Origin of the sequence: Agrococcus baldri, from assembly GCA_900114805.1 — a bacterium.
Lineage (GTDB): Bacteria > Actinomycetota > Actinomycetes > Actinomycetales > Microbacteriaceae > Agrococcus > Agrococcus baldri.
Map to the genome: position 1 here is coordinate 656,708 of FOZN01000002.1, position 16,566 is coordinate 673,273.

18 protein-coding genes are annotated in these 16,566 nt (G+C 71.6%); 9 read left to right on the forward strand and 9 right to left on the reverse strand.

The genetic code is table 11. The features are described 5' to 3' along the window. Positions 1-49: 49 nt before the first annotated feature. Positions 50-496 carry an SRPBCC family protein gene (locus BM288_RS07420; protein WP_092917360.1) on the forward strand — a complete coding sequence of 149 codons (447 nt, stop codon included), beginning with the start codon at positions 50-52 and terminating at the stop codon, positions 494-496. 89 nt (positions 497-585) lie between these two features. Beyond that, entirely contained in the window at positions 586-1,425 is an 840-nt protein-coding gene (locus BM288_RS07425) for a hypothetical protein (protein ID WP_092917362.1), read from the forward strand. Positions 1,426-1,493: 68 nt separating this feature from the next. Here BM288_RS07425 and BM288_RS07430 read toward each other — a convergent pair whose 3' ends face one another. Beyond that, the gene (locus BM288_RS07430; protein WP_092917364.1) at positions 1,494-2,399 is read right to left on the reverse strand and encodes a phosphodiesterase; all 906 of its coding nucleotides are present in this window, start codon (positions 2,397-2,399) and stop codon (positions 1,494-1,496) included. A 335-nt stretch (positions 2,400-2,734) separates the two neighbouring features. On the opposite strand from BM288_RS07430, the gene BM288_RS07435 reads away from it, so the two are divergent. Beyond that, positions 2,735-4,276 (forward strand): stealth family protein, encoded by a 1,542-nt coding sequence (locus tag BM288_RS07435; protein WP_318255430.1) that lies wholly within the window; start codon positions 2,735-2,737, stop codon positions 4,274-4,276. Here BM288_RS07435 and BM288_RS07440 read toward each other — a convergent pair. The 3 genes from BM288_RS07440 to BM288_RS07450 form a co-directional block, all read right to left on the reverse strand. Continuing rightward, complete coding sequence (locus BM288_RS07440; protein ID WP_092917368.1) at positions 4,273-5,208, reverse strand: ribokinase; 936 nt, start codon at positions 5,206-5,208, stop codon at positions 4,273-4,275. The genes BM288_RS07435 and BM288_RS07440 overlap by 4 nt on opposite strands. 136 nt (positions 5,209-5,344) lie before the next feature. Beyond that, on the reverse strand, positions 5,345-6,100 hold the full coding sequence (locus tag BM288_RS07445; RefSeq protein ID WP_092917370.1) for an SDR family NAD(P)-dependent oxidoreductase: 756 nt from the start codon (positions 6,098-6,100) through the stop codon (positions 5,345-5,347). A 119-nt stretch (positions 6,101-6,219) separates the two neighbouring features. Then, a complete protein-coding gene (locus BM288_RS07450; RefSeq protein ID WP_092917372.1) occupies positions 6,220-7,185 on the reverse strand; it encodes an NAD(P)/FAD-dependent oxidoreductase in 966 nt (321 codons plus the stop codon). 82 nt (positions 7,186-7,267) lie between these two features. Here BM288_RS07450 and BM288_RS07455 point away from each other — a divergent pair, with 82 nt between their 5' ends. Then, positions 7,268-7,756 (forward strand): helix-turn-helix domain-containing protein, encoded by a 489-nt coding sequence (locus BM288_RS07455; RefSeq protein ID WP_092917374.1) that lies wholly within the window; start codon positions 7,268-7,270, stop codon positions 7,754-7,756. Positions 7,757-7,848: 92 nt separating this feature from the next. On the opposite strand, the gene BM288_RS07460 is transcribed toward BM288_RS07455, so the two are convergent. Continuing rightward, positions 7,849-8,391, reverse strand: a complete 543-nt coding sequence (locus tag BM288_RS07460) for an adenine phosphoribosyltransferase (RefSeq protein WP_092917376.1) — start codon at positions 8,389-8,391, stop codon at positions 7,849-7,851. Positions 8,392-8,600: 209 nt separating this feature from the next. Between BM288_RS07460 and BM288_RS07465 the strand changes: the two genes are divergently transcribed. The 3 genes from BM288_RS07465 to BM288_RS07475 are packed head-to-tail and all read left to right on the forward strand — an operon-like array spanning position 8,601 to position 12,054. Beyond that, positions 8,601-10,283 carry a circularly permuted type 2 ATP-grasp protein gene (locus tag BM288_RS07465; RefSeq protein ID WP_092917378.1) on the forward strand — a complete coding sequence of 561 codons (1,683 nt, stop codon included), beginning with the start codon at positions 8,601-8,603 and terminating at the stop codon, positions 10,281-10,283. Then, a complete protein-coding gene (locus BM288_RS07470; RefSeq protein WP_092917840.1) occupies positions 10,283-11,212 on the forward strand; it encodes an alpha-E domain-containing protein in 930 nt (309 codons plus the stop codon). The genes BM288_RS07465 and BM288_RS07470 overlap by 1 nt, the downstream gene beginning before the upstream one ends. Then, positions 11,209-12,054 carry a transglutaminase family protein gene (locus BM288_RS07475; RefSeq protein ID WP_092917380.1) on the forward strand — a complete coding sequence of 282 codons (846 nt, stop codon included), beginning with the start codon at positions 11,209-11,211 and terminating at the stop codon, positions 12,052-12,054. The genes BM288_RS07470 and BM288_RS07475 overlap by 4 nt, the downstream gene beginning before the upstream one ends. 9 nt (positions 12,055-12,063) lie before the next feature. On the opposite strand, the gene BM288_RS07480 is transcribed toward BM288_RS07475, so the two are convergent. Beyond that, positions 12,064-13,797 (reverse strand): HNH endonuclease signature motif containing protein, encoded by a 1,734-nt coding sequence (locus BM288_RS07480; RefSeq protein WP_177220294.1) that lies wholly within the window; start codon positions 13,795-13,797, stop codon positions 12,064-12,066. Between the two features lie 173 nt (positions 13,798-13,970). Here BM288_RS07480 and BM288_RS07485 point away from each other — a divergent pair, with 173 nt between their 5' ends. Further along, positions 13,971-14,252, forward strand: a complete 282-nt coding sequence (locus tag BM288_RS07485) for a DUF2277 domain-containing protein (protein WP_092917384.1) — start codon at positions 13,971-13,973, stop codon at positions 14,250-14,252. 42 nt (positions 14,253-14,294) lie between these two features. Here BM288_RS07485 and BM288_RS07490 read toward each other — a convergent pair whose 3' ends face one another. The 3 genes from BM288_RS07490 to BM288_RS07500 form a co-directional block, all read right to left on the reverse strand. Then, complete coding sequence (locus BM288_RS07490; RefSeq protein ID WP_177220295.1) at positions 14,295-14,522, reverse strand: helix-turn-helix domain-containing protein; 228 nt, start codon at positions 14,520-14,522, stop codon at positions 14,295-14,297. Next, positions 14,522-15,184, reverse strand: a complete 663-nt coding sequence (locus BM288_RS07495; RefSeq protein WP_092917386.1) for a hypothetical protein — start codon at positions 15,182-15,184, stop codon at positions 14,522-14,524. Before BM288_RS07495 ends, BM288_RS07490 begins: the two co-directional genes overlap by 1 nt. Before the next feature lie 87 nt (positions 15,185-15,271). Beyond that, on the reverse strand, positions 15,272-16,249 hold the full coding sequence (locus tag BM288_RS07500; protein ID WP_092917388.1) for a Gfo/Idh/MocA family protein: 978 nt from the start codon (positions 16,247-16,249) through the stop codon (positions 15,272-15,274). An 85-nt stretch (positions 16,250-16,334) separates the two neighbouring features. On the opposite strand from BM288_RS07500, the gene BM288_RS07505 reads away from it, so the two are divergent. Continuing rightward, entirely contained in the window at positions 16,335-16,544 is a 210-nt protein-coding gene (locus BM288_RS07505; protein WP_092917390.1) for a glycine zipper domain-containing protein, read from the forward strand. Positions 16,545-16,566: the final 22 nt, after the last annotated feature.

A 16,566-nucleotide genomic window follows, 5' to 3' on the forward strand; every position in this document is an offset into this window, starting at 1 on the left:
CGGCGAGGCTACGCGCGCGACGCGCCCGCCACCAGAGCACAATGGCCTGATGCGCACCCACTACCGCTTCGGCCACGAGTGGGTGGTGCGGGCACGACCGGATGCGGTGCTCGCGCTGCTCGAGGACGTCACCGGCTACGGCGCGTGGTGGCCGGGCGTGCGCGTGCTGGGCGACCGCTCGACGCCGCGCCGCCGCGCGGCCGCGCTGGAGGTGCGCGCCCCGGCCGGGTACCGCATCCGCTTCACCGTCACCGAGTCGGTCACGGCACCGGACGAGCTGCGCGGGCTGATCCGCGGCGATCTGGAGGGCTGGTGTGCCTGGCGCATCCAGCCGACGCGGGACGGCACGAGGGTGGGATTCGCGCAGGAGGTGGAGGCGCGGGCCCGGCTGCTGCGGCTCGCGAGCCCGCTGCTGCACCATCAGCTGGCGGCCCAGCACGGGCGGCTGCTGCGCGCGGCGGAGCAGGGCATGCGGCGCGCGCTGGGCGAGGGCTGAGCGGGCGAGCGCGCCCCCGGATCCGCGCTTGGCCGCGTGTCGCCAGGCACGGAGGTGGACTCCGAGCCGATCCGGCGTAGGCTCACGGCGTGGCTGAAAGCATCCTCCTCGGGCACGCACCCAGGCCGACCTCCGGATCACAGCTGGAGAAGCGCATCCGCACCCTCGTGGTGGCGGCAGAGCCGGCTGGCGTGGCCTGCACCTCGATCATCGACGCCGAGCTCGACGGTCCCGACGTCAAGCACCTGCATCTCGACCTCACCGACTTCCATCTGGCGGACGAGCACGATCGCGACCGCGCGCGGCTCGAGCCGCAGGGCGCGCCCGTCTCGAGCGAGGACGGCGTGCTGCGCGAGCTGCGCGTGAAGGCGGACCCGATGCAGATCTCGGGCGCTACGGTGCGGCTCGACGCGCACCTGATGGACGTGTCGTTCCGCTGGATCGAGACCGACAACGGCGAGCTCGCCGTCGACCTCACCCCGCCCGACGATCAGCACCCGCTGCACGGCAGCGTGCGCGTCGCGGTGCCGAAGGATCAGCTGGGCAAGGCCGTGCTGGGGCTCGCGGAGTCGGCGCTGTTCGAGCGCGGCATCACGGTCTCGCGCTTCGACCTCGATGTCGAGGAGTCGGGCCCGCAGAGCCTGCGCGTGACCTTCGACGCCAAGGTGCGCAAGGGGCTGCTGGGCGCGCACGTGACGGGCGGCGCGAATGCCGAGATCGACGACCGGATGGGGCTGACGCTCTCCGGCATCGAGATCGAGAGCGGCAACCCGCTGGTCGCCGCGATGCTGAACGCCGTTCGCGGGAAGGTGGCGCGCTACGAGGGGCGCCGCATCGACCTGGCCTCCGAGCTGCCCCCGGGCATCCGGGTCGCCGACGTGAACGTCGAGGTGGGCAGCGAAGTGACGATCGAGGCGCGCCTGGTCTGACCGCCCGCCGCTCGTGCAGGCCGCGCAGCAGCCGACGCAGAGCCGTCGGCACGATCTGCGCTCCGGGTTCAGGCGTGGACGAGCCGCGCGCGGGCGCGCTCGGGGATTCGCACGCCCAGCGACGCGAGCCGGCGCGCCGACTCCTCGGCGTCGATCCAGTCGAGCGGCATCGACTCGCCCAGCGGCACCACCGAGTGCAGCACGGTCGAGGGGTAGACGTGCACGAGGTTGAACGCGCGAGCGCCGTCGCGGCCACGGGTGCCGCCGACCGGCACGTTGAGGTCCTGCGTGTAGCAGGTGGCGGAGGCCACCGAGACCGGGATGCCGGCGAAGGTCGCGGTCGACGAGTAGTGCAGGTGCCCAGCGAGGATCGCGCGCACGTCGCTGCCGGTGAGCACGTCGGCGAGGCTCGCCTGGTCGCGCAGCTCGACGCTGACGGCGAGGTCGAGCACGCTCGGCACCGGCGGGTGGTGCATCGCCAGGATCGTGCCGTGCGGGGCCGGCGTCGCCAGCACCGCGCGCAGCCAGTCGCGCTGCTGCGCGGAGACCTCGCCGTGGTGATGGCCCGGCACGCTGGAGTCGAGCGTGATGATGCGCAGGCCGTCGAGATCGAGCACGGCGTCGACCGGCTCGTCGGAGGCCGCCTCGTCGAGCAGGCCGGCGCGGAAGGCGCGGCGCTCGTCGTGGTTGCCCATCACCCACACGACCCGGGCGCAGAGCTCCGCCGCGATCGGGTCGACGATCGCGCGCAGCCGCCGGTAGGCGTCTGGCTCGCCCTTGTCGGCGAGGTCGCCGGTGAAGACGATCGCGTCGGGCCTGGCGCCCGAGGTCTCGAACTCGGCGAACAGCCGGCGCAGGTGCGCCTCGCTCGGCACGCGATCGTAGAGCCGGCCGCCGCCGGCGAGCAGGTGGGTGTCCGAGATGTGGAGGAGGAAGTGATCCGGCCGGGGGTGCTCGGCCGAGCGGTTCGTCACGGTTCGTCCATCCGATCTCTCGGGGTGTGCGCGGTATGACGCATGCACAGCGTCGGGCACTGCCCGCACGCTAGCCCAGCACCCGCGCGCGAACGCGGCATGAACGCGGCGTGTACACGCTCCGAACGTCGGATGCGCTGGCCGCGCGGGCAGACGGATCCGTCCCGTCCCAGCCCACGAGGGTTAGCATGAGCCGAAGACCCAGCACCCCGCAGACAGGAGCCGATCGAGCCGTGAGCGACCTTCGAGAGCGCGGCATCGACGGGCAGCACAGCGCATTCTCGCCGCCGCGCGAGGAGCCCTCGGGCATCCGGGTCGCGAACGAGGTCGAGCCGGTGCTGGTCGCGACCGGCGACCGCTTCACGCGCTTCAACCGCCCGGACGTGGTGCTGCGCAAGGGCCGCTATGCGCTCACCAACGGTCACATGACCCCGCGCGAGTCGATGGTGGAGGATCTGCTGGCCCTGGGCGCCGCCCTCGAGGCAGCCGAGATCCCGTGCCTGCTGGTGCGCGACGACGCGGGCCGGCCGATCATCGCGGTCGACCGCACGCGCCGCAAGGAGCTCGCGGCGGCACTCGCGGCCGCGTTCGCCGACGAGCCCTTCTACGCCGAGCCGGTCGCCCCGCAGCAGTTCGCCGGGCGTCGGCCCGCGCTGCTCGCCGACGGCCGGCTCGCCGGCCACAAGAAGGTCAGCGCCATGCGCGTCTACCGGCCGCGCGTCGAGCCTGCCGGACGCCTCCGGTACGGGCCTGACACCGCCGTGCAGCTCGAGCTGTGGCGCTTCGGCGAGGAGACGCTCGCTGCGCCGCTGCCGAATGCGGTGATGCGGGCGACCATGCCGCGGCGCGAGGCGGTCGGCGAGACGGTGCACCGCTACGGCCGCGAGTGGCAGACCATCCAGCACATGTGGGAGCCGCTGGCCAGCGACATCACCTTCGACATCGACATGGTCTTCTCCTGGGTCGACGGCTCCAGCACCGAGTTCCAGCGCGCGCGGGCGAAGCAGATGCAGGGCTACGTGGTGGGGGAGGGCGACGACTCGGAGGCGCGCTTCCGGCAGATCGACGAGCTGAAGTACGCGCTGCGCTCGGTGCACATGTACGCGCCCTGGGTGCGCCGCATCTTCATCGCCACCGACTCGCCCGCGCCCGACTGGCTGGCGGCGCACCCGAAGGTGACGATCGTGCGCGCCGAGGAGATGTTCAGCGACCCCTCGGTGCTGCCGACCCACAACTCGCACGCGGTCGAGGCGCAGCTGCACCACATCGAGGGGCTCAGCGAGCACTTCCTCTACTCGAACGACGACATGTTCTTCGGCCGGCAGCTCGAGCCCGACGTCTTCTTCTCGCCCGGCGGCGTGACGAAGTTCGTCGAGGCGACCACCCGCATCGGCCTGGGCGAGACCGACCCGCAGCGCTCCGGCCACGACAACGCGGCGCGCTTCAACCGCAGCCTGCTGCGCGAGCGCTTCGGTGCCGTCACCACCCGCCACCTCGAGCACTGCGCCGCGCCGCTGCGGCGCAGCGTGATGGCCGAGATGGAGGCGGCGTTCCCGGAGGACTTCCGCCGCACCGCCGCCTCCCGCTTCCGCTCGGCGACCGACATCTCGGTGACGAACTCGCTCTACCACTACTACGCGCTGATGACCGGCCGCGCGGTGCAGCAGACGGCCGTGAAGGTGCAGTACATCGAGACCACGCTGCGGGCCTCGCTGCCGGCGATGGACCGGCTGCTGCGCAAGCGCGATCAGGACATGTTCTGCCTCAACGACGGCAGCCGGCCCGAGCTCGACGCCGAGGAGCGCAACACCGCGGTGACCGCTTTCCTCGAGTCCTACTTCCCGATCCCCGCGCCGTGGGAGCGTCTCCGCGTCTAGCGGGCCAGCAGCTCGTCCACCTCTGCCGCCGTGGCGATGCTGCCGGAGGCGCCGCGGCGCGTGACGGTGACGGCGCCTGCCGCACCGGCACGCTCGATCGCCTCGTCGAGCCCGAGGCCGGCGGCGATGGATGCGGCCAGGTGCCCCGCGAAGGCGTCTCCGGCGGCCGTCGTGTCGGTGACGTGGACGCGGATGGGCGCGTGCTCGCCGACACCATCGGCGGTGACCAGCACGCTGCCGGCCCCCGCCATCGTGATGATCGCCGCACCCGCGCCGCGCTCCAGGAACCAGCGACCGGCCTGAGCGGCGCTCGCGGGGGAGTCGACCGCGATGCCGGTCAGCAGCGCCGCCTCGGTCTCGTTCGGCTTGATGATGTCGACCAGCGGCCAGATCTCCTCCGGCAGCTCGCGCGCCGGTGCCGGGTCGAGGATCACGGTGATGCCGGCCTCGTGCGCGCGCCGCACCGCGGCGAGCGTGATCGGCAGCGGCGTCTCGAGCTGCGTGAGCATGACGGCGACCTCGCCGCTGAGCGCCGCGAAGGCCTCGTCGAGCTGCGCCTCGTCGAGCGCGGCGTTGGCACCGGCCACGATCACGATGTCGTTCTCGCCCGCGGCGACGCGGATGTGCGCGATGCCGGTGTGGACGCCCTCGCCCGCGATGGTGCGGACGTGCTCGAGGCGCACCCCGTGCTCACCGAGGCTCGACGTCACGAGCGATCCGAACTCGTCGTCGCCGACGCATCCGACCATGTGGGCCGCGGCGCCCGCCTTCGCCACGGCGACGGCCTGGTTCGCGCCCTTGCCGCCGAGGCCGAGCGCGAAGGCGTCGCCCGTGAAGGTCTCGCCGGGCTGCGGCAGTCGGCTGGAGTAGGCGGTGACGTCGGCGTTGATCGATCCGACGATCAGCACGCCGTCGCGGCGGGGTTCAGGCATGGCTCGAGGCTAACGCGGCCCGCGCCCGGCGCCGATCGCGGTCGCAGATGGCATGCATCGCGGTCGCAGAAGCAGCGTCTCGCGGCACGCAGCGGGCCCGCCGCGGCGATGCGCGACGGGCCCGGGAGCGGGTGCGTCAGACGGCCGTGTAGCCGCCGTCGGCGATCAGGTAGCTGCCGGTGACGAACGAGGCGTCGTCCGAGAGCAGGAACGCGACGACCGCAGCGACCTCGTCGGGCTCGCCCAGGCGGCCCAGCGCCTGCTTGGCGGCCATGGCGTCGCGGGCCTCCTGGTCGAGGTTCGCCTCGAGCAGCGGCGTGAGGATGTAGCCCGGGCCGAGCGCGTTGATGCGCAGGCCCTCGGGGCCGTACTCGACCGCGGCGTTCTTCGTCAGGCCCACCACGCCGTGCTTGGTGGCGGTGTAGGCGCTGTTGTTCGGCGCCGCGACCATGCCGTGGATCGACGCGATGTTGACGATCGCCGACTCCTTGGGGGCGTCGAGCATGGCGGTGATCTGCTCGCGCATGCCGTACATGACGCCGTTGAGGTTGAGCGCGACGACCGCGTCCCACTCCTCCACGGGGACGTCGGCCGTGCGGTGCGGGGCGCCGCCCATGCCGGCGTTGTTCACCGCGTAGTGCAGGGCACCGTAGGTCTCCTTGGCGAAGTCGACGACCTTCTTGGCGTCTGCGGGCTTGGACGAGTCCGCCTCGATCGAGGAGGCCGTGCCGCCTGCAGCGCCGATCTCGTCGACCACGCGCTGCGCGGCGTCGAGCTTGATGTCGGTGATGACGACCTTCGCGCCCTCGGATGCCAGGCGCTTCGCGATCGCCTCGCCGATGCCCGAGCCGCCGCCCGTGACCAGTGCAACCTTGCCCTCGAACCGTGCCATCGTTCTCACTCCTTTAGATTTGAAGAGATGTGTCCTTGATGCAACCCGTCGGGCGTGCCGGCATTCCCGCCGGGCGCCGGCATCCGCCTCAACACCATCCTGCAGAGGTCGCGCTGCGGTCACATCGGCATCGGCAGGCCAGCGTCGCTCATCGCGAGCTCGCGGTCGAGGGTGGCGGCGGCCAGCTGCCCGGACGCGATCGCCGCCGCCACTGCGGAGAGCGGGCCCGGCATGCCCGGTGCCTGCGCGATGTCGCCGGCCGCTGAGACGCCGGCGAGGCTCGTGCGGCCGAAGCCGTCGACGAGGATCGCGCCTGCCTCGGAGCGGTCGAGGCCGAGCTGCTCTGCCAGCGGCGAGGCCGGAGACCACGCGGGGGCGACGAACATGCCCGACAGCGGCACCGCATCCGCCCCCTCGAGCTCGACGGCGATGCCCGCCGCGTCGTCGCGCACCGCCAGCACGCGCTGCGGCACGACGTCGGCGCCCATGCGCGTCAGGTGCTCGAGCGTGGCGCGGTCAGGCTCGGCGCCGTCGAGCAGCACGACCACGCGGGTTGCGAGCCGGCCGATGAGCGCGGCCATCATCGTCGCGTGCGCGCCCGAGCCCAGGATGGCGATCGGGCCGTCGGCGAGCTCGAAGCCGTGGCAGTAGGGGCAGTGCGCGACGCGGTCGCCGAAGCGCTCGGCCAAGCCCGGGATCGCGGGGAGCGTGTCGGCGGCGCCGGTGGCGAGCAGGATCCGGCGGGCGGTGAGCGTCTGGCCGCCCCCGGACCCGCCGCCGTCCTCGAGCGCGACGCTGAACGCATCCGCCCGGTCACCGGTGCTGCCGGTCGCCGCCACGTGCGCGACGGCCCGGTCGAGCACCGTCACGGTGGCGTAGTGGGCGAGCTCGGCGCGCGCGGCTTCGCGCAGCTGCGCGGGCGGCTGCCCGTCGTGGCCGATGAGGTTCTGCATCGCGTGGGCGGGGTCGTTGCGGTAGCTGCCGCCGTCGATGAGCGTCACGCGGCGGCGCATGCGGCCGAGGGTGAGCGCGGCCTGCAGGCCTGCGGGGCCGCCGCCGATGACGATGACGTCCTGGGTGTCCATGAGTCCTCCTGGTGGTGCTGCTCCGGTCTTCCGGCCGGGCTAGGGCTTGCGTGATGTGCCCATGGTGTGACTTCATGTCAACATGAAGTCAAGCGCTGCGGCGAAGGATGTCGTCTGGACCATCGGCGAGCTGGCCGAGCGCTTCGGGCTGGAGACGCATGTGCTGCGGCACTGGGAGTCGGAGGGGCTGCTCGCGCCGGAGCGGGACGCGGGCGGGCGGCGCCGCTACCGCGAGCCGGACGCCTACCGGGTGGCGACGATCATCGCGAGCAAGGCGGCGGGCATGCGGCTCGACCAGATCGGCGCGATGCTCGGCGGTGAGAATGCCGACCGCCATCGCATCCTCGACGCGCACCTGGCCGACATCGACGAGCGCATCGCGGCGCTCGAGCGCTCGCGGGCGATGGCGCTGCACGCGCTCGAGTGCCGGGCGCACGACATCGCCACCTGCCCGGGCTTCCGCAGCCACGTCGCCGACATCGTCGCGGGCGAGCGCCGCGGCTTCCCGCAGCAGGCGGACGCGCATCCGCCCGGTCAGCACCCCGTCGGGCACGCGCTGCCGGCGGGGTGAGAGCCGGTCGAGCTGCGTGACGCGGTGCGGGCCAGTTCCTCGAGCGAGGCGACGCCGAGCAGCCGCATGGTGCGCTGTGGGCGCGGCGGCAGCTACGTCGCGAACACCGCGTGCGTCGACGGCACCGCCGCGCGGCCGCCGAGCTCGGTGAGCTCGAGCACCACGGCGACGCCCGCGACCGTGCCGCCGAGCTGCTCGACGAGCGAGACGGCCGCGCGCAGCGTGCCGCCGGTGGCGAGCACGTCGTCGACGAGCAGCACGCGCCTGCCGGTCAGGTCGCCCGCCGCCTCGATCGTCGCGATGCCGTACTCGAGGGCGTAGTCGACGGATGCGGAGGGCCGCGGCGTCTTGCCGGCCTTGCGGATGGGCAGCAGTCCGGTCCGCGTCGTCGCAGCCACCGTGCCGGCGAGCAGGAACCCGCGCGCCTCGACGCCCGCGACGAGGTCGAAGCCGCCCTCGAACGGCGCGGCCAGCGCCTGCGTGACGGCCGCCAGCGCATCCGCGTCGGTCAGCATCGGCCCGATGTCGCGAAAGAGGATGCCGGGTTGCGGGAAGTCGGGAGTCAGGGCGATGAGCGACTCGGCGCGCGCGAGCCGCGCTGAGTCGGTGAACGGCGCTGGGCTGGGCGTCGGCATGCGCCAACGCTAGCCGTCGACAGCGCTGACGCGGCGCCCGGCGACGGATGCGTCAGGCCGGGTCGTGGCCGAAGGTCGCGAAGGCGCTCGGCGTGATTCCGGTCACCGCGCGCAACCGGACGGCGCGCACCCGCATGGGTGGCGCATCCGCTGCCTGAGTCGTCGTCCGCTCGACGGGGCACCAGGCGCGTGACACTAGGCTCGCCCCCATGGGCGATCTGTTCGACGACTACGACAAGCCCTTCGCGAATCCTCGGAAGCGCGAGGGCAAGGCGTGGGATGAGATGTTCGAGGACTCGGGCGAGCCGCGCAGCTCGTACACGCCGCTGCACTCCGCGCTCTCCGAGCTGACGAAGGACGAGCTGCGGGAGCGCGCCGATGCGCTCGCCTCCTCGTACCTGGCGCAGGGCGTCACCTTCGACTTCGCGGGGGAGGAGCGGCCGTTCCCGCTCGACGCGATTCCGCGCATCATCACCGCGGCCGACTGGAAGCACGTCGAGGCCGGTGTGCAGCAGCGGGTGCGCGCGCTCGAGGCCTTCCTGGCCGACATGTACGGGCCGCAGCGCGCGGTCGAGGACGGCATCATCCCCGCCAAGCTGATCAGCACCTCGATCCACTTCCACCGCCAGGCCGCCGGCGTGGTGGGTGCGAACGGCGTGCGCATCCACGTCTCGGGCATCGACCTGATCCGCGACCAGGATGGCGAGTGGCGCGTGCTGGAGGACAACGTGCGGGTGCCCTCCGGCGTCTCGTACGTGATGTCGAACCGGCGCGTGATCGCGCAGACGCTGCCCGAGATGTTCTCGTCGATGCGGGTGCGCCCGGTGGGCGACTACTGCGACAAGCTGCTGCAGGCGCTGCGCGCTGCGGCGCCCGCCGGTGTCGATGACCCGCGCGTGGTGGTGCTCACCCCCGGTGTCTACAACTCGGCCTACTTCGAGCACACGCTGCTCGCGCGCCTGATGGGCGTCGAGCTGGTCGAGGGGCGCGACCTGTTCACCTCCGGCGGCCGCGTCTACATGCGCACGACCGAGGGCCCCGCGCGCGTCGACGTGATCTACCGCCGCGTCGACGACGACTACCTCGACCCGCTGCAGTTCCGCGGCGACTCGATGCTCGGCAGTCCCGGTCTCATGCTCGCCGCGCGGCTCGGCAACGTGACGATCGCGAACGCGGTCGGCAACGGCATCGCCGACGACAAGCTCGTCTACACCTACGTGCCGGAGCTCATCCGCTACTACCTGTCGGAGGAGCCGATCCTGAAGAACGTCGACACCTGGCGGCTCGAGGAGCCCGGCGTGCTCGAGGAGGTGCTGCCGCGGCTGCACGAGCTGGTGGTGAAGCCGGTCGACGGCTCGGGCGGCAAGGGTCTCGTGGTCGGGCCCGACGCGACGCCCGAGGAGCTCGAGGCGCTCAAGCAGCGGCTGCTCGACGACCCGCGCGGCTGGATCGCGCAGCCGGTCGTGCAGCTGAGCACCATCCCGACGCTCGTGGAGGACGGCGTGCGCCCCCGCCACGTCGACCTGCGACCCTTCGCCGTCAACGACGGGAAGGATGTCTGGGTGCTGCCGGGCGGGCTGACCCGCGTCGCGCTGCCGGAGGGTCAGCTGGTCGTCAACTCGTCGCAGGGCGGTGGCTCGAAGGACACGTGGGTGATCGCCGGCGCCCGCGAGCAGATCCCGGTGATCGACCACGACGCCGAGTTCGGCGCCTCGGGTGAGCCGATGACCAGGCCGATCAGCGTGATCACGGCCACCGAGCATCCGCAGGACCAGTCGCCGCAGGACGCCCCGCGCCGCAGCGGGCAGGCCGAGGAGCAGCAGCAGGGTCGCGATGCGCCGCCCTCGCGCGCAGCTCGATCAGCCAGCGAGCCGAAGGAGGGCGCAGCATGATGCTCAGCCGCATCGCCGAGAGCCTGTTCTGGATCGGCCGCTACATCGAGCGCGCCGACGGCACCGCCCGCATCCTCGACGTCTACCTGCAGCTGCTGCTCGAGGACGTCGCGGTCGATGAGGACACCGCCTGCCGCGCCATGCTCGGCGTCATGGGCCACGACGCCCCGCCCGAGCGCAAGCTCACCCGCACCGACGTCGTCAACATCCTCGCGATCGACCGCACCAACACGGCATCGATCGCCTACTCGGTCAACGCGGCTCGCGAGAACGCCCGCCGCGCCCGCGAGACGATCTCGACCGAGCTGTGGGAGGTGCTGAACGCCACCTACGCGAGCATGCCGCGCCGCGTCAGCAACGACCAGGTGCACCAGATGTTCGGCTGGGTGCGCGAGCGGATGGCGCTCGCGAGCGGCATGGCCGATGCCACCTCGAGCCGTGACGACGCCTGGAGCTTCTTCACCCTGGGCCGCTACATCGAGCGCGCCGACATGGTCGCGAGGCTCCTCGCGACCAGGGCGCTGACGGAGGCGTCCGGCCCGTCGTGGACGACCATCCTGCGCTCGGTGGGCGCGTACGAGGCCTACCTGCGCACCTATCGCGGGGTCCCCTCGAGCACGAACGCGGCCGAGTTCCTGCTGCTCGACCGGCTCTTCCCGCGATCGATCCTGTTCTCGGTGCGGGGCGCGGAGCAGTGCCTGGAGGACATCGAGCCGCGGCGCGAGCGAGTCGGCTACATCGGGGCGGCAGAGCGGATGCTCGGGCAGATCCGCGCGGAGCTCGAGTTCCGCCCCATCCAGGAGATCATCGACGACCTGCCGGTCGTCATGGACAAGGTGCAGACCACCACCACCGCGGTCTCGAACGCGGTGCGGGAGCGCTACTTCCCGACCCACAACATGCCGGCCTGGACGAGGGAGGCATCGTGAGCCGCATCCGCATCCGTCACACCACCGGCTACCGCTACGAGCAGCCGGCGGTCGCGAGCTACAACGAGTCGCGCATGCTGCCGTCGACGAGCGACGGCCAGTTCGTCATCTACTCGAACCTCGACATCCGCCCCAACACCTCGGTGAACACCTACGAGGACTACTGGGGCACGACGGTGGTCTCGTTCGACGTGCTCGCCCCGCACACCGAGCTGCAGCTGACGGCGACGAGCCTCGTCGAGGTGCGGCCGAAGCTCACCGGCGGCCGCGATCTGTCGTGGGAGCAGCTCGAGAAGGTGGCGCAGCGCGCGACGCAGTACGTCGAGCAGCTCGGCCAGACGGTGCGCACCCGCCCGACCGCCGATCTCGTCCGTGCGGCGCAGGAGATCAAGGATGCGTCGGAGACGCCGGGCACTGCCGCGGCGGCCATCGCCCGCATGGTCGGCGGGGAGATGGAGTACATGTCGGGCGTCACGCACGTGCACACGCTCGCCTCCGAGGCCTGGCCGAGCCGCAAGGGTGTCTGCCAGGACATCGCGCACATCACGATCGGCGCGCTGCGGGCGGTCGGGATCCCGGCGCGCTACGTCTCCGGCTACCTGCACCCGAAGCCCGACGCGCAGATCGGCGAGACGATCCGCGGGGAGTCGCACGCCTGGGTGGAGTGGTTCACGGGCGAGTGGAACGCGTGGGATCCGACGAACCTGATCGACATCGGCGAGCGGCACGTGAAGGTGGGCCTCGGCCGCGACTACAACGACGTGCCGCCGCTGCGCGGTGTGTACGCGGGCGCGGCGAAGAGCCAGCTGTTCGTCTCGGTGGAGATCACGAAGGAATCCTGACGCTGACGCTCACGTCCGCATCACGAGGCGCGGTGGTGGGTAGAAGTCGATGGCAGCCGTGCGCTTATCGGGTGGTCGCGAGGTACCGAGCCGCCGTCGCAATCGTTGCTCGATCGACTCGACGCGCCGACGTGGGCGCCGCACTGCGGGTGCCGGTCGCACACGCGCTGACGGTGCGCCCGGTCCGCCGATGCCTTCGCCGATCCGGGGCTGTGCCTCGTCAGCGAGTTTGACGGCGAGCGATGCGGGCGCCGCGCACGCGGCTGTCGTGGCCACGCGTGCGGCTTTGCGGGTGGTGCGGGCGTAGCGGTTCGAGGGGCGCAGCACCGGGACGACTCGCCAGTTGCCCTTGGTGCCGACGACCTGCAGCCGGCCCGCGTGCACTTCGTGATGGCAGTGGCTGCAGAGCAGGATGCCGTATCCGACGTCAGTCTTGCCGCCGTGGTCCCACCAGACCACGTGGTGGGTCTCGGTCCAGGCCACGGGCATGTTGCAGTCGGAGGTGGCGCAGCCGCCGTAGGTGACGGCGAGGGCCCGACGCTGGGGCTTGCTGAACAGGCGCTTCTCGCGTCCGAGCTCGAGCACCTGCCCCTTGGCGTCGACGACGGCGCGCTGCACCACTGCTTCGCACACGAGCCGGTCGGCGGTCTCGATCGGCACGATCTCTCCGGTGTGCTCGATCCGAAGCGCCCGATCCGGGTGCTCCAGGCCACGGACGTAGGCGTCGAACGCCTCGATCGTGCCGTTGAAGACCAGCCGCGGCACCTCGCCGCCCGCGACGGGCGCACCACCGGAGGCGACATGCGCCACCGCCAGAGCCTCGATCACATCGTGCTGCTTCTGCGGGCGTGTGCGGTCATCGACCGGCGCTTCGTCGGGCTCCGGCTGATCGTTGCCCACGGCCGGCTCGTCGGTCTCGACGCTCGGCTCGTCGGTGCCGGTGTTCGGCTCGTCGGCGGTGCTCGCCTCGTCATCGGCGACTTCGGTCTCGGGGTCGTCATCGTTGAAGACGACCCTCACGCGGGGCGATGTGTACGCATCCAGCAGCGCCTTGATGGCTGAGGCGGCTTCTGGCGTGCACGTCATGGTGAGCAGCCACATGCCATCGGGGCGCCGCCGCATGCGCAGCGAGCGCATCGTGCGCTGCCGCTCGGAGTCGGACAGGATGCCGTCGGGATCGAGCACCGCGACGTACGCGCGAGCCTGCGTCACCAGCAGCTCGGGCACCAGCGGCATTTCGGGGTCGGTGGCGGCGTCGACGAGGCAGCCCTCGGCCCAGGCCAATTGGTCGAGATCCGCGCGCGGCGCGGCCGGCTCGAGCGTCCCCACGATCGCTCGGGCCTGCGCGAGTGAGAGCTCGCCAGCGTCGAGCGCGTCGGCGACGCGCGGGTACTTGATCGCGATCGACTCGCCGGTGAGGCTCACAGCCGTGGCGGTCGCCGCAGCGAGCGAGATCAGCCCACCCGCGTCGCGGCCGCGAATGCCGAAGGCTGACGCAACCGCACTCTTCGGGTCGCTCTTGCCGAGGACTCTGCAGATGCAATCTTCAGCGGGGCCGATCGACCGCTCGGCGATCTCGCCTGCGAGGCGCACCTTCTGCGCATCGACGAGGCGGGCGAGCTCAGCCGTCTGCGACAGCAGATCGACGACATCTTGCCGAGACGCGGTCTTGAGCGAGCCGGCGTCGGCGAAGGCCGCGCGCGCAGCGGCGACAACGGCTGCTGCCTGCTCGATGCTCGTCACCTTCGACTCCTTCGGTTGCGACCACGGTAGGTGTGACCACCCACATCGTCTAGAACGTCTGTTCGAACAGGATAGGTGACACCGCTGACATGGCGCTGCTCGCTCGGGGCGGCTGTGGAGAACTCCGAACGGTACCCTGGCGCACCTCGCTGACACGGCCTACCGTGACTGGCATGTGCAGGAACATCACGGTGCTTCGCGGTCTCGAGCCGGCCGCCAACGACGATGAGGTGGAGGCCGCCGCGCGACAGTACGTCCGCAAGGTCAGCGGCATCACGCATCCGACCGACCGCACGCGCGAAGCCTTCGAGCACGCCGTCGCCGAGGTCGCGCACATCACGCGGCACCTCCTGGAGGATCTGCCCGATCGGCGTCAGCCGCCGAAGACGGTGCCGCCGCTGCGCCGCCCCGAGGTGCGGGCGCGCATAGCGGAGCGCGAGGCCGCGGCGAGCTGATCTGGCCCGAGGTGCCGCGAACTGCCGCGATCTGACGAGCAGCTACTCCGCCAGCACCAGCAGCTCGCCGATCTCGCAGTCGAGCGCCTTGCAGATCGCGGTCAGCGTCGAGAACCGGATCGCGCGCCCGCGGTCGTTCTTCAGCGCTGACAGGTTCGCGAACGTGATGTCGACCGTGCGGCTCAGCTCGGTGAGGGTCATGCCGCGCTCGTCCAGCAGCTCGTCGAGCCGGCAGTGCACGCCGGTCGGCTGCTCTGCCTTCCGCGCCATCAGATGAGCCCCGTGGTGTCGTCCTGCAGACGGGATGCGCGGCCGAGCAGGAGGGCGCTGAAGCCGGTCACGACGCCGAGCGCCAGCAGCGAGAACTCGATGTTCTGCCAGTGCGGCGGACGCGGGATCACCCAGCTCTCGTCGGATTCGCCGTAGACCGGCGTCGACGGCTCGGTCGGCACCCCCGCGGCCTCGATCGCGATCACGCCGGCCTGCGCCTCGAGCTGCGGTGCGCCGATCGCGACGGCGAGCATGGTGATCGAGAGCACGCCCAGCAGCACCGCGGTGCCGATGCCGAAGCTGCGCTTGCGCAGCAGCTGCACGGCCAGCCAGATGAGCACGAGCCCCGCCAGCATGCCGACGGCGTAGCGCGAGCCGACACCGATCGACTCGAGCAGCACGGCGGTCGGGTCCGCCTCGAACGGCACCACGGTCGCCGTCGTGTACTGGATCTCGGCGTCGCCGGCGATGTCCGGCCGCACGTCGAGCGGCAGCGCGACGCCCACGTCGTAGGAAGCGCTCACCATGATCGAGTGCTGGATGTGCAGCAGCGCGATCACGAGCGTCCACGCCATCGCGATCACGGTGACGGCGATGACGGCGATGAGGCCGCCTCGGCCGAGGAAGCGGCCGGCGGTGCGGCCGAAGTCAACCTTGCTCATGACAACCCCTATCGTTCATCGATATATCGATAAGCGAGATAGTAAGCGTCAGGCGGCACCGCCGCAAGCGATTCGAAGAGATTGGTCTCAGGCAGCGCGCAGCTGCGCGGCGATCTCGTCCATCACCCGCATGATGGCGACGGTCTCGTCGAGCGACATCAGCGGGCTCTCGAGGTGCCCGGCAGCCACGCAGCGCTCGACCTCGGCTGCCTGGAACTGCATGCCGCGTCCGCTCAGCTCAGGCTCGAACGACTCCGCGACACCATCGTGATCGGATGCGCTGCGTCGCGAATACGCGGTCCAAGAGTAGAACGACGGGTCGAGCTCGATGACGCCGCGGGTGCCCGCGATGGTGGCGCGGTTGGAGCCGAGCGTCTCCATCGAGAACGTGAGGGACGACATCCGCCCGCCTTCATGCTCGAGGATGGCGGCGCCCCGGTGGTCGACACCTGCGCCGTCGACGACGCCCGCAGCCTGGATGCGCGTGACCGGCCCGAGCAGGTCGTGTGCGAGCGAGACGCAGTAGACGCCGAGGTCGAGCAGCGCACCGCCGCCGAGCGAGGGCTCGATGAGGCGGCTGCCGGGGGAGAGGTCGAGCATCTGCGAGTGGTCGGCCGTCACGCTGATCACGTCGCCGAGATCGCCGGCGGAGATGCGCTCGCGCACCGCGAGCATGGTCGGCAGGAAGCGCGTCCACATCGCCTCCATCACGAACACGCCCTTGGCGCGGGCGGCATCGACGAGCGTCTGCGCGTCGTCGCCGGTGGTCGTGAAGGCCTTCTCGATCAGCAGGTGCTTGCCCGCCTCGATCGCCAGCAGCGCGTGCTCGAGGTGGTGCGAGTGCGGGGTGGCGACGTAGACGATGTCGACGTCGGGATCGGCGACGAGCGCCTCATAGCCGGTGTGCACGTTGCGGATGCGGTGCTCGGTCGCGAAGGCGCTGGCGCGGGCCGCGTCACGGCTGCCGACCGCGGCGATGCGGTGGCCGCCGGTGGCGAGGTCGCGCGTGAACATGTGGGCGATGCGGCCGGCGCCGAGGATGCCCCAGCCGAGAGAGGAATGCATGCGGCGACTCTACGACCCGCCTGCAGCGCGGATCTCCCCCGCCCGGTGGAGGCGCGTCGCCGCGGCACCCGCGTAGCGTGCCTGCATGGCAGACCGCAGGAAGGGGTCGTCGATGGGCATCGGCATCGCGCTCGGCATCTCGATGGGCGTCGCACTCGGCATCGCGCTCGACAACCTGGCGCTCTACATGGGGATCGGGGTGGCGATCGGCATCGCGCTCGGCGCCGCCTTCGACGCGAATGGCTCGAGCGACGACGACGCGCCCGATGACGCTTCGGAGGACCCGGCGCGGTGACCCGCCCGTGCTGCGCGCGCCG

Bases quoted from the DNA above. Each gene is read 5' to 3' on its own strand.
- BM288_RS07440 (WP_092917368.1), bottom strand. From the start codon at position 5,208: ATGCCTGAACCCCGCCGCGACGGCGTGCTGATCGTCGGATCGATCAAC.
- BM288_RS07460 (WP_092917376.1), bottom strand. From the start codon at position 8,391: ATGCCGACGCCCAGCCCAGCGCCGTTCACCGACTCAGCGCGGCTCGCG.
- BM288_RS07505 (WP_092917390.1), top strand. From the start codon at position 16,335: ATGGCAGACCGCAGGAAGGGGTCGTCGATGGGCATCGGCATCGCGCTC.
- BM288_RS07420 (WP_092917360.1), top strand. From the start codon at position 50: ATGCGCACCCACTACCGCTTCGGCCACGAGTGGGTGGTGCGGGCACGA.
- BM288_RS07495 (WP_092917386.1), bottom strand. From the start codon at position 15,184: ATGAGCAAGGTTGACTTCGGCCGCACCGCCGGCCGCTTCCTCGGCCGA.
- BM288_RS07450 (WP_092917372.1), bottom strand. From the start codon at position 7,185: ATGGACACCCAGGACGTCATCGTCATCGGCGGCGGCCCCGCAGGCCTG.
- BM288_RS07500 (WP_092917388.1), bottom strand. From the start codon at position 16,249: ATGCATTCCTCTCTCGGCTGGGGCATCCTCGGCGCCGGCCGCATCGCC.
- BM288_RS07445 (WP_092917370.1), bottom strand. From the start codon at position 6,100: ATGGCACGGTTCGAGGGCAAGGTTGCACTGGTCACGGGCGGCGGCTCG.
- BM288_RS07455 (WP_092917374.1), top strand. From the start codon at position 7,268: ATGAAGTCAAGCGCTGCGGCGAAGGATGTCGTCTGGACCATCGGCGAG.
- BM288_RS07490 (WP_177220295.1), bottom strand. From the start codon at position 14,522: ATGGCGCGGAAGGCAGAGCAGCCGACCGGCGTGCACTGCCGGCTCGAC.
- BM288_RS07485 (WP_092917384.1), top strand. From the start codon at position 13,971: ATGTGCAGGAACATCACGGTGCTTCGCGGTCTCGAGCCGGCCGCCAAC.
- BM288_RS07465 (WP_092917378.1), top strand. From the start codon at position 8,601: ATGGGCGATCTGTTCGACGACTACGACAAGCCCTTCGCGAATCCTCGG.
- BM288_RS07470 (WP_092917840.1), top strand. From the start codon at position 10,283: ATGCTCAGCCGCATCGCCGAGAGCCTGTTCTGGATCGGCCGCTACATC.